The 17583-nt window shown below is 72.0% G+C and carries 15 protein-coding genes; 11 read left to right on the top strand and 4 right to left on the bottom strand.

The window, feature by feature from the left end; genetic code table 11:
* Positions 1 to 45 precede the first annotated feature (45 nt).
* From HB662_RS11835 to HB662_RS11825, 3 genes are read left to right on the top strand one after another with little or no spacing between them, the layout of a single operon-like run.
* A complete protein-coding gene (locus HB662_RS11835; protein ID WP_245185580.1) occupies positions 46 to 1053 on the top strand; it encodes a Bug family tripartite tricarboxylate transporter substrate binding protein in 1008 nt (335 codons plus the stop codon).
* A gap of 59 nt (positions 1054 to 1112) precedes the next feature.
* Positions 1113 to 1607, top strand: coding sequence for a tripartite tricarboxylate transporter TctB family protein (locus tag HB662_RS11830; protein ID WP_168049907.1), 495 nt, complete (start codon positions 1113 to 1115; stop codon positions 1605 to 1607).
* The gene (locus HB662_RS11825) at positions 1604 to 3112 is read left to right on the top strand and encodes a tripartite tricarboxylate transporter permease (protein WP_168049906.1); all 1509 of its coding nucleotides are present in this window, start codon (positions 1604 to 1606) and stop codon (positions 3110 to 3112) included. The genes HB662_RS11830 and HB662_RS11825 overlap by 4 nt, the downstream gene beginning before the upstream one ends.
* Here HB662_RS11825 and HB662_RS11820 read toward each other — a convergent pair.
* Together HB662_RS11820 and HB662_RS11815 are read right to left on the bottom strand one after the other, a co-directional pair.
* Entirely contained in the window at positions 3097 to 3681 is a 585-nt protein-coding gene (locus tag HB662_RS11820; protein WP_168049905.1) for an HdeD family acid-resistance protein, read from the bottom strand. The two genes, HB662_RS11825 and HB662_RS11820, sit on opposite strands and share 16 nt — an antisense overlap.
* A 31-nt stretch (positions 3682 to 3712) precedes the next feature.
* Positions 3713 to 4177 (bottom strand): Lrp/AsnC ligand binding domain-containing protein, encoded by a 465-nt coding sequence (locus tag HB662_RS11815; protein WP_168049904.1) that lies wholly within the window; start codon positions 4175 to 4177, stop codon positions 3713 to 3715.
* Positions 4178 to 4248: 71 nt separating this feature from the next.
* On the opposite strand from HB662_RS11815, the gene HB662_RS11810 reads away from it, so the two are divergent.
* From HB662_RS11810 to HB662_RS11785, 6 genes are all read left to right on the top strand, one after another.
* Positions 4249 to 7206 carry an L-glutamate gamma-semialdehyde dehydrogenase gene (locus HB662_RS11810; protein ID WP_168049903.1) on the top strand — a complete coding sequence of 986 codons (2958 nt, stop codon included), beginning with the start codon at positions 4249 to 4251 and terminating at the stop codon, positions 7204 to 7206.
* 67 nt (positions 7207 to 7273) lie between these two features.
* Complete coding sequence (locus tag HB662_RS11805) at positions 7274 to 8524, top strand: sarcosine oxidase subunit beta family protein (protein WP_168049902.1); 1251 nt, start codon at positions 7274 to 7276, stop codon at positions 8522 to 8524.
* Positions 8524 to 8775, top strand: coding sequence for a sarcosine oxidase subunit delta (locus HB662_RS11800; RefSeq protein WP_168049901.1), 252 nt, complete (start codon positions 8524 to 8526; stop codon positions 8773 to 8775). The genes HB662_RS11805 and HB662_RS11800 overlap by 1 nt, the downstream gene beginning before the upstream one ends.
* Entirely contained in the window at positions 8772 to 11666 is a 2895-nt protein-coding gene (locus HB662_RS11795; protein ID WP_168049900.1) for a sarcosine oxidase subunit alpha family protein, read from the top strand. The genes HB662_RS11800 and HB662_RS11795 overlap by 4 nt, the downstream gene beginning before the upstream one ends.
* Positions 11659 to 12147 carry an aminomethyltransferase family protein gene (locus tag HB662_RS11790; RefSeq protein WP_168049899.1) on the top strand — a complete coding sequence of 163 codons (489 nt, stop codon included), beginning with the start codon at positions 11659 to 11661 and terminating at the stop codon, positions 12145 to 12147. The genes HB662_RS11795 and HB662_RS11790 overlap by 8 nt, the downstream gene beginning before the upstream one ends.
* Complete coding sequence (locus HB662_RS11785) at positions 12135 to 12800, top strand: 4'-phosphopantetheinyl transferase family protein (protein WP_168049898.1); 666 nt, start codon at positions 12135 to 12137, stop codon at positions 12798 to 12800. The genes HB662_RS11790 and HB662_RS11785 overlap by 13 nt, the downstream gene beginning before the upstream one ends.
* Here the strand turns inward: HB662_RS11785 and HB662_RS11780 are convergent.
* Positions 12795 to 14333, bottom strand: coding sequence for a phospholipase D family protein (locus HB662_RS11780; RefSeq protein WP_168049897.1), 1539 nt, complete (start codon positions 14331 to 14333; stop codon positions 12795 to 12797). The genes HB662_RS11785 and HB662_RS11780 overlap by 6 nt on opposite strands.
* A gap of 96 nt (positions 14334 to 14429) precedes the next feature.
* Positions 14430 to 15338 carry an endonuclease/exonuclease/phosphatase family protein gene (locus HB662_RS11775; RefSeq protein ID WP_245185579.1) on the bottom strand — a complete coding sequence of 303 codons (909 nt, stop codon included), beginning with the start codon at positions 15336 to 15338 and terminating at the stop codon, positions 14430 to 14432.
* A 250-nt stretch (positions 15339 to 15588) separates the two neighbouring features.
* Between HB662_RS11775 and HB662_RS11770 the strand changes: the two genes are divergently transcribed.
* Positions 15589 to 16578 (top strand): MDR/zinc-dependent alcohol dehydrogenase-like family protein, encoded by a 990-nt coding sequence (locus tag HB662_RS11770; RefSeq protein ID WP_168049896.1) that lies wholly within the window; start codon positions 15589 to 15591, stop codon positions 16576 to 16578.
* An 8-nt stretch (positions 16579 to 16586) separates the two neighbouring features.
* On the top strand, positions 16587 to 17570 hold the full coding sequence (locus HB662_RS11765; protein WP_168049895.1) for a Gfo/Idh/MocA family protein: 984 nt from the start codon (positions 16587 to 16589) through the stop codon (positions 17568 to 17570).
* Positions 17571 to 17583 lie beyond the last annotated feature (13 nt).

Genomic DNA, 17583 nt, shown 5'->3' with positions numbered 1-17583 from the left:
TGCGTCCCGGAAACGAAGACGCCACCAAACGGGGGGAAAAGAACCATGATGCATCGCAGGATGTTGCTCGGCGGGCTGGCGGCTGCGCCGCTGCTGGGCGCCACCACGGCCCGCGCGCAGGCCTTCCCGTCGCGCGACCTGCTCGGCGTGATCCAGTGGGGCGCCGGCGGCGCCACCGACGTGACGGGGCGCGCGGTGACGCCGCATGTGGAAGCGGCGCTCGGCCAGAAGATCGTGCTGCAGAACCGCACCGGCGGCACCGGCGCCATCGGGCTGACCTACGTGCATGGCCTGCCCTCGGATGGCTACACGCTGCTCTACGGGGCGGAGAATCCGCTGCTGTACAAGGTGCTGAACATCTCCCGCCTCGACTACACCGATTTCACGCCGATCTGCCTGCTGGCGCGCAGCGTGCCGGTGATCGTGGCGAACAAGGACAAGCCCTGGAACTCGCTGAAGGAACTGGTGGAGGATATGCGGCGCAATCCGGGCCGCATCCGCATGGCCAGCACCGGGCCGGGCGGCCAGGCGCATGTCGTCTCCACCATGCTCGCCTCCACCGGGCCGTTCCGCCACATCTCGATCCCCTTCGATGGCGAGGGTCCGGGCCTGACCGCGCTGCAGGGCGGGCATGCGGACTGGATGACGGTGGGCTCCGGCGCCGTGGCGGAACATGTGCGGGCCGGCCGCGTGAAGGCGCTGGCCGTGTTCAACGACGCGCCGCTGCCCAGCCTGCCCAACGTGCCGCCCGCGACGGCGGATTACCCGGAACTGGCGCGGCTGATGCCCTGGGGGTCCTTCTACGGCGTCTGGGCCAAGAAGGACATTCCGGCCGAGGCGCGGGAGAAGCTGGTGGCCGCCTTCCGCACCGGCACGGCGAACCCGCAATTCACCCAGCTGATGACCGGCAACGGCAATGTCGTGATGAACACCTCGGGCGCCGAGGCCGAGGCCTTCCTCGCCCGCTGGCAATCCGTCACCGCCTGGATCCTGCAGGAGGCCGGCGCCGCGCGCACCGACCCGGCGACGCTGAACATTCCGCGCCCGTCCTGAGCTGACCCTGGCGCGGTCCCAGTGGCGGGGCCGCGCCCCCGCCACCGAGGATTTCCGTGATGCATGACCAGCGCCGGCGGCGGGAGCCGGGCGAGACTTTGTTCGGCTACCTGCTGCTGCTGATGAGCCTGGCGGTGATGGCCGAGGGCAGCCGCCTCCAGGGGTTCGATTCCGTCAGCGCGCCGGGCATCGCGCCGCTGGCGGCGGGCGTGGTGATGGCGATGTCCTCCCTGGCCATCATCCTGCGCACGCGGCGGGTGGTGCCGACGGAGGCCGGCTTCGCCACGCGCATCGCGCCGCGCGATGTCGCGCTCTCCGTGCTGATGATCGCGCTCTACATGGCGCTGCTGGAGCCGGTGGGCTTCCACATCGCCACCTTCGCCTTCCTGTCCGCACTGGTCCTGTATCTGCGCCGGGGCGGGCCGGGCTTCGCGCTGCTGGTCGCACTGGTCTCCGTCATCGTCGTGCATGTGGTGTTCCGCATGGTCTTCACCGTGGTGCTGCCGCAGGGCTGGCTGCTGCGCGGCCTGCTGCCGCCCGGGTGGCTGCTGTGACGGAGCAGATTGGCTTCTTCCTGCTGTCCTGGCTGGATCCCTCGCTGCTGGCGCTGACCGCGGCGGGGACGCTGGCGGGCATCTATATCGGTGCCATCCCGGGCCTGTCCGTCACCATGGCGGCCTCGATCCTGATCTCCTTCACCTTCACATGGGAGGTGAATGCGGCGCTGGCGCTGATCGCGGGCGTCTTCACGGGCGGTGTCTATGGCGGCTCACGCTCCGCCATCCTGCTGAACATCCCGGGCGCGCCGGCGGCCATTGCCACGGCGCTGGATGGCTACCCGCTGGCCCGGCGCGGCGAGGCCGGGGTGGCGATCGGCCTGTCCACGGTGATGTCGGTGATCGGCGGCTTCGTCGGCATCATCGCGTTGGCCGTGGCGGCGCCCGTGATCTCCGACTTCGCGCTGTTGTTCGCGCCGCGGGACTATCTGCTGCTGGCCGTGATGGGGCTGCTGCTGGTGGGCACCATGTCCGGCGAGAGCCTCGCCAAGGGGCTGTTCGCGGGCGCGCTTGGCGTGGCGCTGGGCATGGTGGGGCTGGACCCGATGACGGCGGAGGGGCGCTTCACCCTCGGCACCGTGCAGCTGATGGCCGGCATCCCCTATGTCGCCGCCATGATCGGCTTCTTCGGCGTGTCGGAGGCGCTGGTGCAGCTGCACAATCTGCGCGTGAAGCCGGTGAAGCAGGATGTCTCCCGCATCGTCCCGCCCTGGCACCTGGTGCGGAAATACCTGCCGCTGTCGCTGCGCAGTTCGCTGATCGGCGTGGTGATCGGCGCGCTGCCCGGCACCGGCGGCGATATCGCGGCGCTGATGGCCTATGACCAGGCGAAGCGCACCGTGAAGAACCCGTCGCGGCCTTTCGGCGAGGGCGCCTATGAGGGGCTGATCGCGCCGGAATCGGCGAACAACGCGGCGGTCGGCGGCGCCTATGTGCCGATGCTGACGCTGGGCATTCCGGGCGATGCGGTCACCGCCGTGATCATTGGCGCGCTGTTCATCCACGGGCTGAAGCCCGGCCCGATGCTGATGATCGAGACGCCGCATCTGTTCTGGTTCACCGTCGGCAACCTGACGCTGGCCAATATCTTCCTGCTGGTCTTCGGCCTGACCGGCATCCGCGCCTTCGCGAAGCTGGTGGAATGCCCGCCTTCCGTGCTGATCCCGCTGATCCTGGTGCTGTCCGTGGTCGGCACCTACGCCATCCAGAACAGCGTGGTGGATGTGTATTTCATGCTCGGCTTCGGCATCTTCGGCTACCTGCTGAAGATGTACGGCTTCCAGGTGGGGCCGGTGGTGCTGGGGATGATCCTTGGCCCGATGATCGACGTGTCCTGGCGCCGCGCGGTGATCTCCGTGGGCGATGACCTCGGCTTTTTCGTCGAGGAAGCCTTCGCCAGCCCGCTGACCCTGGTGCTGCTGGCCTTCATGTCCTTCCTGCTGCTGAGCCAGGTGCCGTTCGGCGCGCTGTGGCGGCGGCTGCGCGGTCAGCCGCCCGGCTGAACCTCCGGCCCATGCGGGTCGTGCGCGACCCGCCGCAGCCGCCAGCCGAGCGCCAGGAACAGCGCGCCGGCGATGATCGCCTGCGCCGCGACCACCCAGATCAGCGCCAGCAGGCCGAGCCCGGGCGAGACGATCATCCAGGCCCCCACCAGCACCGCCAGCGCGCCGAGCAGGCCCAGCATGATGCTGCCCGACCGGAAGGCCAGCACCAGGCGCATCACGCCCACCACCAGCGACCAGGCGCCGACCATCACCACCAGCAGCACGGCGGAGACCGCCGGCAGCAGCAGCAGCGCCACCGTGGCGGCGAGGGAGGCGATGCCATCAACCCACAGCCAGGTCCTGGACCGCCCCGCCCCGCCGCGCACCGCCTGGGTGATGGAGGAGACGCCATCGATCGTCAGGAAGGCCGCCAGGAAGCCGAGGATCAGCGCCAGCCCGATGCCCGGCAGCAGCAGCGCGACCAGCCCGAACAGGATGCCCACCACGCCGCGCAGCAGGAACAGCCACCAGCCCTGCGCCAGCGCCCGCACCTCCGCGAAGCGCCCCGCCACCATCGCATGCGACATGCCTTCGTCCCCCATTCGCCGCTTCGCGGTGTCACACGGGCAGTGGCGCCTCCGCGATCACTTCCTCGATCACGGCGTAGGTATGGCTGGCCTTCACCCCGGGCAGGCTGAGCAGCACATCGCCCAGGAAGCGGCGATACGCCGCCATGTCGGCGACGCGCGCCTTCACCAGGTAGTCGAAGCCGCCGGCGACCATGTGGCATTCCAGCACCTCCGGCACCCGTTTCACCGCGGTGGCGAAGCGGTCGAAGGCGTCGGGCGTGGTGTGGTCCAGGCTGATCTCGACGAAGACCAGCAGGCCCAGCCCGATCCGCGCCGCATCCAGCCGGGCGCCCCAGCCGGTGATGATGTTCTGGGCCTGCAGCCGGCGGAGGCGTTCGGAGGCGGCGGAGGGGGACAGGCCGATGCGCGCGGCCAGTTCCGCCACCGTGGCCCGGCCATCCCGTTGCAGCAGCGCCAGCATGCGGCGGTCGATGCGGTCGATTTCGTGGTCCATGCGGCCATCCGCCGTTGATCCTGCGGTTATACCGCCGAAAATCCCGCTGCATCCACGGCCGGCGGCGCGGCATGCTGCATGCCATGTTCCAGGCCCCCTACGCCCCGCCCGAGGAAGCCGCGCGCGCCGCGCTGCTCGCCGCCGCCCCCACCCCCCGCCCGGAGGCCGCGCCCCTGGCGCTGTCCCTGGCCCAGGCCGCCCGCGAGGGCGGCGGCCCGCTGGCGGTGGAGGAGATCCTGCGCGGCTGGCCGCTCTCCACCCGCGAGGGCCTGGCGCTGATGGCGCTGGCGGAGGCGCTGCTGCGCGTGCCGGATGACGCGACGGCCGATGCGCTGATCGCGGAAAAGCTGGCCGAGGGCGACTGGCGCCAGCATGCGGAGGGTTTTGCCTCCGCCGCCTCCGGCTGGGCGCTGGCGATGGGGGCGCGGCTGGTCGGCCGCGGGGAGACGCCGGGCGGCGTGCTGGCGCCGATGGCCAGGCGGCTGGGCGTGCCGGCGGTGCGCCAGGCGGCGCGGCAGGCGGTGCGGCTGATGGGCGGGCAATTCGTGCTGGGCGAGACGATCGAGGATGCGCTCGGCCGATCCGCGAAGGGTGCGCGCTATTCCTACGACATGCTGGGGGAGGGCGCGCGCACCGCGGCAGATTCGCGAAAATACCTGGGGGCCTATCACGCGGCCTGTGCCGCGATCGGTCGCGCGGCGCGCGGTTCGCTGCCGGACCGGCCGGGGCTGTCGGTGAAACTCTCGGCGATCCATCCGCGGTATGAGGCGGTGTCGCGTGACCGGGTGATGGCGGAGCTGGTGCCGGACCTGATCGAGCTGGCCCAGGCGGCGCGCGCCCACGACCTGAACCTGACGCTGGATGCCGAGGAGGCGGACCGGCTGGAGCTGTCGCTCGAGATCTTCGACCGGCTGCTGACGGAGCCGTCCCTGGCCGGGTGGGAAGGGCTGGGGCTGGCCGTGCAGGCCTATCAGAAGCGTGCCGGGGCGGTGGTGGGCTGGCTCGCGGATCGCGCCGCCTCCACCGGGCGGCGGCTGATGGTGCGGCTGGTGAAGGGCGCCTATTGGGATGCGGAGATCAAGCGCGCGCAGGAACGCGGTCTCGATGATTTCCCGGTCTGGACGCGGAAGGCGGCGACCGACTTGGCCTGGCTGACCCAGGCGGCCGCGCTGCTGGATGTGGCGAAGCAGGGCCGCATCTTTCCGCAGCTCGCGACCCATAATGCCGCCAGCATCGCGGAGGTGCTGGCGCTGGCCGCGGCCAAGGGCGTGGACTCGGGAAAGTTTGAATTCCAGCGGCTGCACGGCATGGGCGGCGCGCTCTATGCGAAGCTGGCGGAGCAGCGGCCGGATGCGGCGCTGCGGATCTATGCGCCGGTCGGCGTGCATGAGGATCTGCTGGCCTATCTGGTGCGCCGACTGCTGGAGAATGGCGCGAATGGCGGCTTCGTCGCCGCGGTGGCGGATGACTCGGTGCCGCTGGAACGGCTGCTGCGGCATCCCTCCGTCGTGCTTGCGGAGGGCCCGCCGCGGCATCCGCGCGTGAAGCGCCCGGCGGCGTTGTTCGGCGACCGCCCGAACAGCCGCGGCGTGGAATTCGGCGACCGCCGGGCACTCGCCGCGCTGATCGCCGCGCGCGATGCGGCGCCGCCGCTGGAGGCAGTGCCGGCCCTGGACCCCGCCGCCGCCATGGCGCGTGCGCAGGCCGCCTTTCCCGCCTGGAACGCCACGCCCGTCAGCCAGCGCGCCGCGGTGCTGCGCCGTGCGGCCGATGCGTTGGAGGCGAACTCGGAAAAGTTCATCGCGGCGATCCAGGAGGAAGGGTTCCGCACGCTGGATGACGCGTTGTCCGAACTGCGGGAGGCCGTCGATTTCTGCCGCTTCTACGCCAATGAGGCCGAACGCCTGGCCACGCCCACGGCGCTGCCCGGCCCGGTCGGCGAAAGCAATGTGCTGAGCCTGTCCGGGCGCGGCGTGGTCCTGTGCATCTCGCCCTGGAATTTCCCGCTGGCGATCTTCCTCGGCCAGGTGGCGGCGGCGCTGGTCGCGGGCAATGCCGTGGTGGCGAAGCCGGCGCCGCAGACGCCGCGCATCGCCGGGCTCGCCGCCCAGGCGCTGCGCCAGTCGGGGCTGCCGGCGGAGGCGCTGGTGGTGGTGCCGGGCGGGCCGGATCTGGGGGCGGCGCTGGTGGCGCATCCGGCGGTGGCGGGCATCGCCTTCACCGGCAGCACGGCGACGGCGCGCGCCATCAACCGCGCCATTGCGGCGAAGGACGGGCCGATCATCCCGCTGATCGCGGAGACGGGCGGGCTGAACGCCATGGTGGTGGACGCCACGGCGCTGCCGGAACAGGTAACGGACGACGTGCTGACCAGCGCCTTCCGCTCCGCCGGCCAGCGCTGCTCCGCGCTGCGGCTGCTCTGCGTGCAGGAGGAAGCGGCGGACCGGATGCTGGCGATGATCGCCGGCGCGGCACGCGAATTGAAGCTGGGCGACCCGCGCGACCCGGCCACCCATGTCGGGCCGCTGATCGACGCGCAGGCCAAGGCGCGCATCCAGGACTGGCTGGCGAGGCTGCCGGAGGGGGCGCGGGAGGTGTTTCGCCATCCCGCCGCCGAGGAGGGCAATCTCCTGGCGCCGCGCATCGTCGAATTGCGCCGGGTGGAGGATCTGACGCAGGAGGTCTTCGGCCCCGTGCTGCATGTGGTGCGCTGGCGCGGGGCGACGGAGGCCGCGCTGCTGCGCGCGCTCGGCGGCACCGGCTATGGGCTGACGCTCGGCGTGCAGAGCCGCCGCGCGGGCTTTGCCGTGCGGGTGGCGCAGGCGGTGCCGGCGGGGAATGTCTATGTGAACCGCAACATGGTCGGCGCCGTGGTCGGCAGCCAGCCCTTCGGCGGGCAGGGGCTGTCCGGCACCGGGCCCAAGGCCGGCGGGCCGCATTACCTGCCGCGCTTCATGACCGAGCGGGTGGTGACGGTGAACACTGCCGCCGCCGGCGGTGACGCAGCCCTGCTGGCGGAGGGAGAATAGTCGCGCAACGACCAGCCGATGTCGTTCTGAGGCAAGTGGTCCGGACGCCGCCTGCCATGCTGCGGCCATGCGCTATTCCGCCCTGGCCCTGCTGCGCCATGCCCTGACCGGCAACCGGTCCTGGACCCCCGCCTGGCGCGATCCGGCGCCGAAGCCGGCCTATGACACCATCATCGTCGGCGGCGGCGGGCATGGGCTGGCCACCGCGCATTACCTGGCGAAGCGGCACGGCATCACGGATGTGGCGGTGGTGGAGAAGGGGTATCTCGGCTCCGGCAATGTCGGCCGGAACACCACCATCATCCGGTCGAACTACCTGCTGCCCGGCAACACGCCCTTCTACGAGCATTCCATGAAGCTGTGGGAAGGGCTGGAGCAGGACATCAACTACAACGCCATGGTCAGCCAGCGCGGCGTGCTGAATCTGTGCCACTCCGACAGCCAGCGGGACGCCTATGCACGGCGCGGCAATGCGATGCGCCTGGCGGGCGTGGATGCGGAGCTGCTGGATGCGGCGCAGGTGCGGGCGATGGTGCCGGGGCTGAACCTGGACAGTGTGCGCTTCCCGGTGAAGGGCGGGCTGCTGCAGCGGCGCGGCGGCACGGTGCGGCATGATGCCGTCGCCTGGGGCTATGCCCGCGCCGCCGATTCCCGCGGCGTGGACCTGCTGCAGAATACGGAGGTGACGGGCATTCGCGTGCAGTCCGGCCGCGTGCTGGGGGTGGAGACGACGCGCGGCTTCATCGGTGCGAAACGGGTGGGGCTGGCGGTGGCGGGCAACACCTCCCGCGTCGCTTCCATGGCGGGGCTGCGCCTGCCGATCGAAAGCCATGTGCTGCAGGCCTTCGTGTCGGAGGCGGTGAAGCCGATGATCGACACGGTCATCACCTATGGCGCGGGGCATCTGTATGTCAGCCAGTCCGACAAGGGCGGGCTGGTCTTCGGCGGCGATATCGACGGCTACAACTCCTACGCCCAGCGCGGCAACCTGCCGGTGGTCCACGACGTGATGGAATGCGCGGTGCAGCTTTTCCCTTCCATGTCGCGGCTGCGCTACCTGCGGCAATGGGGCGGCATCATGGACATGTCGATGGATGGCTCGCCGATCATCGACCGCACGCCGGTGGAGGGCCTCTTTCTCAACTGCGGCTGGTGCTATGGCGGCTTCAAGGCGACGCCGGCCTCTGGCTGGTGCTTTGCGCATACCATCGCGACGGGGCAGCCGCATGCGCTGAACGCGGCCTTCCGGCTGGACCGTCTTGCGAGCGGCCATGTGATCGATGAGAAGGGCGCCGGCGCCCAGGCGAACCTGCACTGATGCGCATCCCCTGCCCCCTCTGCGGCGAACGCGACGCTGCCGAATTTTCGACCATTGGCAGCGCGCCCCCGCCGCGCCCGTCCGCCGATGCGCCGATGGAAGACTGGCACGCGTATCTGCATCTGCGCGACAACCCCGCCGGCCTGCATGCGGAGCTGTGGCAGCACATCCATGGCTGCCGGCAATGGCTGCGGGTGATGCGCGATACGCGCAGCCATGCGGTGGCCAGCGCCGAGGCGTGCCGGCCATGACGCGCCTCGCCACCTGCGGCCTGATCGACCGCGCGCAGACGCTGCGCTTCACCTTTGACGGCCGCGCATACCAGGGCCATGCGGGCGACACGCTCGCCTCCGCGCTGCTTGCCAATGGCGTGCGGCTGGTCGGCCGATCCTTCAAATACCATCGCCCGCGCGGCATCTGGGGCCTGGGCAGCGAGGAGCCGAACGTGCTGGTCGAGCTGCGCGACGGCGCACGCCAGGAACCGAACACCCGCGCCACTACCGCCGAATTGTTCGAGGGGCTGTCCGCGCGCAGCCAGAACCGTTGGCCCAGCCTGCGCTTCGACGTGATGGCGCTGAACGGGCTCCTCGGCCCGCTCCTCTCGGCCGGCTTCTACTACAAGACCTTCATGTGGCCCGCCGCCTTCTGGGAGAAGGTGTATGAGCCGCTGATCCGCCGTGCCGCCGGCCTCGGCCGCGCCGCGACGGCGCCTGATCCTGACCGCTATGAACGCATGCATGCGCATTGCGACGTGCTGGTGGTGGGCGCCGGCCCCACGGGCCTCGCCGCCGCGCTGGCCGCGGCGCGGACGGGTGCGCGCGTGATCCTGGCAGATGAGGATTTCGCACTCGGCGGCCGGCTTTTGGCGGAGCGGCAGGAGATCGACGGCGCGCCGGCCACGGGCTGGGTCGCGCGGGTGCTGGCGGAGCTCCAGAACCTGCCGGATGTTACGCTGCTGCCGCGCACCACCATCTTCGGCGCCTTCGACCACGGCACCTATGGCGCGGTGCAGCGCGTGGCGGACCACCTGGCCGAACCCGCGCCAGGCCAGCCGCGTCAGCGGGCTTGGACCATCGTGGCGAAGCGCGTGGTGCTGGCGGCCGGCGCGGTGGAACGGCCGATCGCCTTCCCGGGCAATGACCGTCCCGGCGTGATGTCCGCCGCCGCCGCGCGCGGCTACCTGCACCGCTACGCCGTGCTGCCCGGCCGCCGCGCCGTGGTGTTCACCGCCGGCGATGATGGCTGGCGCACCGCTCTCGCGCTGCGCGATGCGGGGGCGGAGGTGACGGTGGTGGACCCGCGCGACAGGCCCGCCTGCCCGGGCCTGCGTGTGGTGGCGGGTGCGCGGGTGGTGGGCACCGGCGGGCGGCTCTGCCTGATCTCCGTGCGGCTGGACACGGGCGAGGCCATCGCGGCGGATCTGCTGGCCGTCTCGGGCGGCTGGAACCCGACGCTGCACCTGGCCAGCCATCAGGGCGGCCGCCCGCATTGGGATGAGGCGCTGGCCGCCTTCCTGCCCGGCACGCCGCCGCCCGGCATGGCGGTGGCCGGCGCCGCCGCGGGCCGCTTCACCCTGGCCGCCTGCCTCGCCGACGGTGCCGCCGCCGGGCTGCAGGCCGCGCGGGATGCGGGGCATGAGGGCCAGCCTTTGGCGCTGCCGCGGGCGGATGACGAACCCGCCGGGCTGCGCGCGCTGTACCATGTGCCCGGCCGCAAGGCCTTCGTGGATTTCCAGCACGACGTCACCGCCGACGACATCGCACTCGCGGCGCGGGAGGGGTTTCGCAGCGTCGAGCACGCCAAGCGCTACACCACCCTCGGCATGGCGACGGACCAGGGCCGCACCGCGAATGTCGTCGGCCTTGCCATCCTGGCGGAGGCCACCGGCCGCGGCATCGCGGAGACCGGCACCACCATCTTCCGCCCGCCCTATACGCCGGTGGCCATCGGCGCCCTGGCCGGCGCGCAGACCGGCCCGGATTTCCGGCCGACCCGCCTGACGCCGCTGCACGCCTGGTCCGCCCGCCACGGCGCCAGCTTCGTCACCACCGGCGCCTGGCTGCGCCCCGAATGGTATGCCCGCCCCGGCGAGGCCGGCTGGCGCGACAGCGTGGACCGGGAGGTGCTGCATGTGCGCCGCGCCGCCGGCTTCTGCGATGTCTCGACGCTTGGAAAAATCGAGGTGGTGGGGCCGGGCGCCGCGGCGCTGCTGGATTTCGTCTATGCCAACGACATTTCCACCCTGAAGCCCGGCCGCATCCGCTACGGCCTGATGCTGCGCGAGGACGGCTTCGTGCTCGATGACGGCACCTGTGCGCGGCTGTCGGAAAACCGCTTCTTCGTCACCACCACCACGGCGAATGCGGCGCGGGTGATGCAGCATCTGGAATACGCGCATCAGGTGCTGCGGCCGGAGCTGGACGTGAGCATCCTCTCCGTCACGGATGCCTGGGCGCAGATCGCCCTCGCGGGTCCACGGGCGCGCGACGTGCTGGCGCAGGTCACGGCGCAGGATGTCTCCAACGCCGCCCTGCCGCACATGGCCTGCACGGAAGCGGTCTTCGCCGGCGGGCTGCGCGGCCGGCTGTACCGCCTGTCCTTCTCCGGCGAGCTGGCCTTCGAACTCGGCGTGCCGCCGGATGATGCGGAGGCGCTCGCGGATCGGCTGCGCGCGGCCGGCGCCGAGCCCTATGGGACGGAGGCGCTGGGCGTGCTGCGGATCGAGAAGGGCCATGCCGGCGGCGGCGAGATCAACGGCCAGACGACCGCGGGCAATCTCGGCCTCGGCCGGATGCTCTCGCGCCGCAAGGAATTCATCGGCCGGGTCATGGCGCAGCGGCCGGCGCTGGTCGATCCCGCGCGGCCCGTGCTGGTCGGGCTGCGCGGCGATGGGCTGCGGACCGGCGCGCATCTGCTGGAGCCTGGCGCGGCGGCGAACACGGCGAACGACCTCGGCCATGTTACCGCCAGCTGCTGGTCGCCGCATCTGCAGGCGCAGATCGGCCTGGCCTTGCTCTCCGGCGGCCAGGCGCGCATCGGGACCCGCATCCGGGTCTATGACGCCCTGCGCGGGCAAGATGGGGAGGCCGAGGTGGTGGCGCCCGTCTTCATCGACCCGGAAGGCACCCGCACCCGTGCCTGAGGAGACTATGCTGGAACTCCGCCCCTTCACCGCCATCGGCGCCACCGCGCTGCACGGCCCGGCGGCGATGCTGCCCGGCCTGCCGCCGCGCCCCGGCTGGGCGCCGGTGGCGGGCGCCACGGCGATCTGGACCGCGCCCGGCACCTGGCTGTGCCTGCACGCGCCCGGCGCTCCGCCGCCGGTGGCGGAGGCGCAGCGCACGCCCATGGATGGCTCCCGCGCCGTCTTCGAACTGTCCGGCCCGCTGGCGCGGGAGGCGCTGGCCACTATCCTGCCGCTGGACCTGCATCCGCGCGCCTTCCCCGACGGCGCTGCGGCGGCGACGCTCGCCGCGCAGATCCCGCTGCTGCTCTGGCGCGATGGCGCGGCCTTCCGCCTGGCCTGCGCCCGGTCCTATGGCGCCTCCCTGCGCGCCGCGCTGCTGGCCGCCGGGCGTGGCCGCGGCCTGGTGGAGCGTGACCCCGTGCCATGGCCCGCCTGACCCGAGGCGCGGTGCGGCTGCGCTGGGTGCATCCAGATGCCGTCGATGCGCCGACGCTGGCCGCCTGGCACGCCACGCTGGATGCGGCGGAGCAGGACGCCGCCGCACGCTTCCGCTTCGAGGCCGATCGCCGCGCCTATATCGCCGCCCATGCCCTGGCGCGCCTGATGCTGGCGGAGGCGGCCGGCCTGCCCGCGCCCGCCCTCCGCTTCCTGCGCGGCCCGCAGGGCAAGCCGGAGCTGGACCCCACCCATGGCCTGCCCTGGCTGCGCTTCAACCTGTCCCACACGCGCAGCCTGGTCGCCTGCGCCCTGGCCGCCGAGGACGATATCGGCCTGGATGTCGAGGACCTGTCCCGGCGCGAGGCCGGCCCCGGCCTTGCCGAACGCTACTTCGCCCCCGCCGAGGCCGCCCTGCTGGAAGCCACGCCACCGGCGGACCGCCATGCGACCTTCCTGCGCATCTGGACGCTGAAGGAGGCTTATGTGAAGGCGACCGGGCAGGGGATTTCCGCCGGGCTGGACAGCTTCGCCTTCACCCTGGACCCGCCGCGCCTGTCCTTCGCCCCCGGCGGCACCGCGCGCTGGCGCTTCCTGCAATGGCAGCCGACGCCGGGCCACATCCTGGCCGTGGCGCTGCGGCGAAAATCATAGCTGCGATTCGATCGGCAGCCAGCGCAGCACCCGCGCCAGCACCCGGCGGCGCAGCGAGGCGTCCGGTTCCCGCCGCAGCGTGCGCAACCGGCCATCCGGGCCGCTTCCGGTCCAGGTCAGCCGCCCTTCCTCCAGCCCCAGCCGCCAGCTTCGTGCCGGGTCTGCCAGCCGGTCATGCTCCGCGCGCAGCTCCCGCGCCAGAGTCGGGTGATCGACGAAGGCGCCCATTTCCGTGTTCAGCGCGGCGGAGCGCGGATCGAGGTTGAAGGACCCGACGAAGACCGGCCCGTCATCCACCACGAAGGCCTTGGTGTGCAGGCTGGCGCCGCGGGACCCGAAGACGCTGGTATCCTCATCCTCGCCGCTCGGCTTCAGCTCGAACAGCGGCACGCCGGCGCGCAGCAACGGTTCGCGGTACTTGGCGTAGCCGCCATGCACGGCCACCACATCGGTGGCGGCAAGCGAATTGGTCACCACGGAAACCCGCACGCCGCGTGCGACGAGCCCCAGCAGCAGCGCCAGTCCGGCCTCGCCGGGCACGAAATAGGGCGAGATCAGCAGCGCTTCCCGCTGCGCCTTGCGCAGCGCATCGGCGATCTCTGGCGCGATGCCCCCGGCGGCGCGGGCCAGCCGGCGCGCGGCCAGGCCGCGGCGGGCCTTCTCCGGCGGGTCAGCCACCACCTGCACGGAACCGGGCGCCAGCGCCACCATGCCACGGGCGAGCGGGCCGGCCGCGCCGTGAAAGGCGCCGAGGTGCTCCAGATAGCGCATCGCCTCCGGCTCCGCCGCCGCATCGGCCAGCGCGTGGCGCAGCTTCGGCAGGCCGCGCTTGTCGCTTGGCGGGCAGACCACGGCGGCGGGGCGGGCCAGGCTGCTGCGCCAGTAGCGTTCGAAGACGCGGCTGGTGCCGGCGGCGGCATCGCCGGCCAGCACCAGGTCCAGGTCGCGGAAGTTGAACTCATCCGCCTCGGCGCCGAAATACTCGTCACCCAGGTTGCGGCCGCCGGCGATGGCCACCGCACCATCGGCGATCCAGGCCTTGTTGTGCATGCGGCGGTTCAGGTGCCAGCCGCCGAACAGCATCTCCAGCAGGAAGCCGGCGCGCCCAAACATGCGCCAGCGCGTGCCGTTGAACAGCCGCACCTCGATTGTCGGATGGGAATCCAGCGCGGAGAGAACCCGTTCGCGACCCAGCGCATAGGCATCATCCAGCAGCAGCCGGACCTTCACGCCGCGATCGGCGGCGGCCAGCACCTCGCAGGCCAGCAGCTTGCCGGTCACGTCGCCGTGCCACATGTAATATTGCAGGTCGAGGCTGCGGCCGGCGGCGCGAGCCGTGGCGACACGCACGGCGAAGGCATCCAGCCCTTCCGGCACCAGGGCCGCGCCGCCGGACGCGTTGCCGAGGCCACCCAGCACCTGGCGTACCGCCTCCTCCAGAGTCGTGGCCGGCGCGGGGGCGGCCACCTTCCGGGCCGCGGCGGCCTGCGCTGCGGGGCGCTGTGCGGGCACGCTGGCCGAAATCTGTCGCATGCCGCTCCCTTCCCGTCTGCCGGGGTGATCTGGCGATGCGTGCCGCCGGCCTCAAGCGAACGGGGCAGCAGCGTTACGGTTGCAACGCCGGCTGCATCAGGCGGCTTCGCTCACCACCCCATCCTGCGCGCCCAGCCGGACCGCCGCGGTCAGCGGCAGGTGGTCCGAGGCGATACGCGCCAGGGCGCTGTCATGCACCGCGACATCGCTGACCACGCCACGCGGCCAGCCCAGGATGCGGTCCAGCGCCAGCACCGGCAGGCGGGTCGGGAAGCTGGCCGGGGCGTGCGCCAGCGGGCCGAAGAACGGCTCGAAGACGCGGAGCGAGGACCGGGCGCCGGGCCGCCATTCGTTCAGGTCGCCCAGCAGCAGGGTTGGCAGTGGCGCCTCATCTTCCGGCTGTTCCGCCAGGGCGCGCAGGATCGCGGCCGCCTGCCGGGCGCGGCAGCGGCGCAGCAGGCCGAGATGCGCCGCCACCACGCGCAGCCGACCGCCGGGCAGGTCCAGCTCCGCCACCAGGGCGCCACGGGGTTCCGCGCCCGGCAGGGCCAGCCGCCGGATACGGGCGGGCGTGCCGGGGCGCACCAGGATGGCGTTGCCGTGCCAGCCATGGCCATCCGCCAGGTCGGAAACCGGCAACGGCGCCAGCCCGGTCTCCCGCTCCAGTGCCTTGGCGTCCATCAGGCCGACGCGGCGGCCGAAGCGGCGATCCGCCTCCTGCACCGCCACCAGGTCGGCGCCGAGTTCCGCGATGACGGCAGCGGTGCGGGCCGGGTCAAAGCGGCGGTCGATGCCGACGCATTTGTGGATGTTGTAGGATGCCACCCGAATCAGCCCGGGCCGCGGTCGCGGCGCCACCCCGGGCACGGGTTCCGGCCGGACCGGACTTCGCAGCTCAACCATAAGTCCCTGCACCGCCGCGCCGGTGCGGCGCAGGCGGGCGGCGACCTTGAGGCGAGTGGGTCCGGACCCCTGCGGGCCGTCGGCGTGCTGGCTCTTCGTCATGCGAGGTTCGAGGCCGGATTCCGTGAGACGGGGCGCTCCGGCGACCCGATGTGGAAAGGACAGCAGTACAGAAATAGTGGCTGCCGATGCTGCTTCCAAGGTGCAGCAGCGTCCTGATGCGTGAACATCCTAGGTCAACAGGGGTGAAGGGCGCGTTGCAACTTTCGCGGGACAGCCCCGTTGTCACGCCGCCTGACACAGACTGCCGCGTCGCCGACGCGCGCGGCGCGACGCTCAAGGATGCCGCCACTTGCCACCTGCTCCAGCACCGGCCGGATCCACCGCCGCGCCGGCCGCGATCCTGACCGCGCCGGGGCGGATCGAACTGGTCCGGCTCCAACACGACGCACCGGGGCCGGACGAGGTGCGGGTGCGGATCGAAGGTTGCGGCGTCTGTGCCTCCAACCTCACGCCCTGGGCGGGGCCGGATTGGATGCGCTTTCCGACCGAGCCCGGCGCGCTGGGGCATGAGGCCTGGGGGGTCGTCGATGCGGTCGGCGCCCAGGTGCGGGACCTGGCGCCAGGCGACCGCGTCGCCACCCTGTTCCAGCGCAGCTACGCCGCCTTCGACACCGGCCCGGCCAGCCAGGTGATCCGGCTGCCCGACAGCCTGGCAGGCCAGCCCTTCCCGGGCGAGCCGCTGGGTTGCGCCATGAACATCTTCCGCCGTGCGGGCATCGAGGCGGGGCAGAGCGTCGCCATCATCGGCATCGGCTTCCTCGGCGCCATCCTGACCCGGCTGGCCAGCCAGGCCGGCGCGCGCGTCCTCGCCATCTCCCGCCGCCCAACCTCGCTCGACATGGCAAGGCGCATGGGCGCGGCGGAGATCATCCCGATGGACGATCATTGGGCGATCATCGAACAAGTGAAGGCACTGACCGGCGGTGCGTTCTGCGACCGGGTGATCGAGGCGGTGGGCCAGCAATGGCCGCTGGACCTGGCGGCGGAGCTGACGCGGGTGCGCGGGCGGCTGGTGATCGCGGGCTACCACCAGGACGGGCCGCGCCAGGTCAACATGCAGCTCTGGAACTGGCGCGGGCTGGATGTGGTGAACGCGCATGAGCGCGACCCGGCCGAATACATGCGCGGGATGCGGGAGGCGGTGGAGGCGGTGGCCAGCGGCCGGCTGGACCCCTCGCCGCTCTATACGCACCGCTTCCCTCTCTCGGCGCTGGATGCGGCGCTGGACGCGACGCGGGACCGGCCCGACGGATTCATGAAGGCGCTGGTGGTGCCATGAGGCCCACCATGAGGCCACGGCTGGGCTTCCTCGGCACAGGCTGGATCGGCCGGCACCGGATGCAGGCGATCGCGGAGGCGGATGTCGCGGAAATCGTCGCCTTTGCCGATCCGGTGGAGGAGATGGCGCTGGCCGCGCAGCAGGCGGCGCCACATGCGCACCGCGTGGCCGGGATGGAGGAGCTGCTGGCGCTGGGCCTCGACGGCATCGTGATCGCGACGCCGAGCGCGCAGCACGCGGCGCAATCGGTGCAGGCGCTGCGGCAGGGCGTGGCGGTGTTCTGCCAGAAGCCGCTCGGGCGGGATGCGGCGGAGGTGCGCGGCGTGGTGCAGGCGGCGCAGCAGGCCGACCGGCTGTTGGGGCTGGACCTGTCCTATCGCGCCACCGATGCCATGCAGCGCATCCGCGCGCTGGTGCAGGGCGGCGAGCTGGGCCGCGTGCAGGCCGTGGATCTGGTGTTCCACAATGCCTACGGGCCGGACAAGCCGTGGTTCAAGGACAAGGCTCAGTCGGGCGGCGGCTGCGTGATGGATCTCGGCGTGCATCTGGTGGATCTGGCGTTGTGGGCGCTGGATTTCCCGGAGGTGGCGGAGGTTTCGGCGCAGCTCTTCGCCAAGGGCGCGCCGCTGCCGCGCGATGCGGCGGAGGTGGAGGATTTCGCGCTGGCCACGCTGGTGCTGGCGGATCGCACGGTGGTGCGGCTGGCCTGTTCCTGGTGGCTGCATGCCGGGCGCGACGCGGTGATCTCCGCCGCCTTTCACGGCACGCAGGGCGGCGCGGCGCTGCACAATGTGGACGGGTCCTTCTACGATTTCAGCGCCGAGCGCTTCCGCGGCACGGCGCGGGAGGTGCTGGCGACGCCGCCCGATGCCTGGGGCGGCCGCATGGCCGTGCAGTGGGCGTGGCAACTGGCGCAACAGAACCGCTTCGATTCCACCGCGTTGCGCTTCATCGACACCGCCGCCGCGCTGGACCGCATCTACGGGCGCTGACGGCCGCATCAGG

This window comes from Falsiroseomonas frigidaquae (assembly GCF_012163145.1).
In the GTDB taxonomy this organism is placed as follows: domain Bacteria; phylum Pseudomonadota; class Alphaproteobacteria; order Acetobacterales; family Acetobacteraceae; genus Falsiroseomonas; species Falsiroseomonas frigidaquae.
The sequence above is the reverse complement of the archived record's forward strand: the minus strand, read 5'-3'. Positions and strand labels throughout refer to the sequence as shown.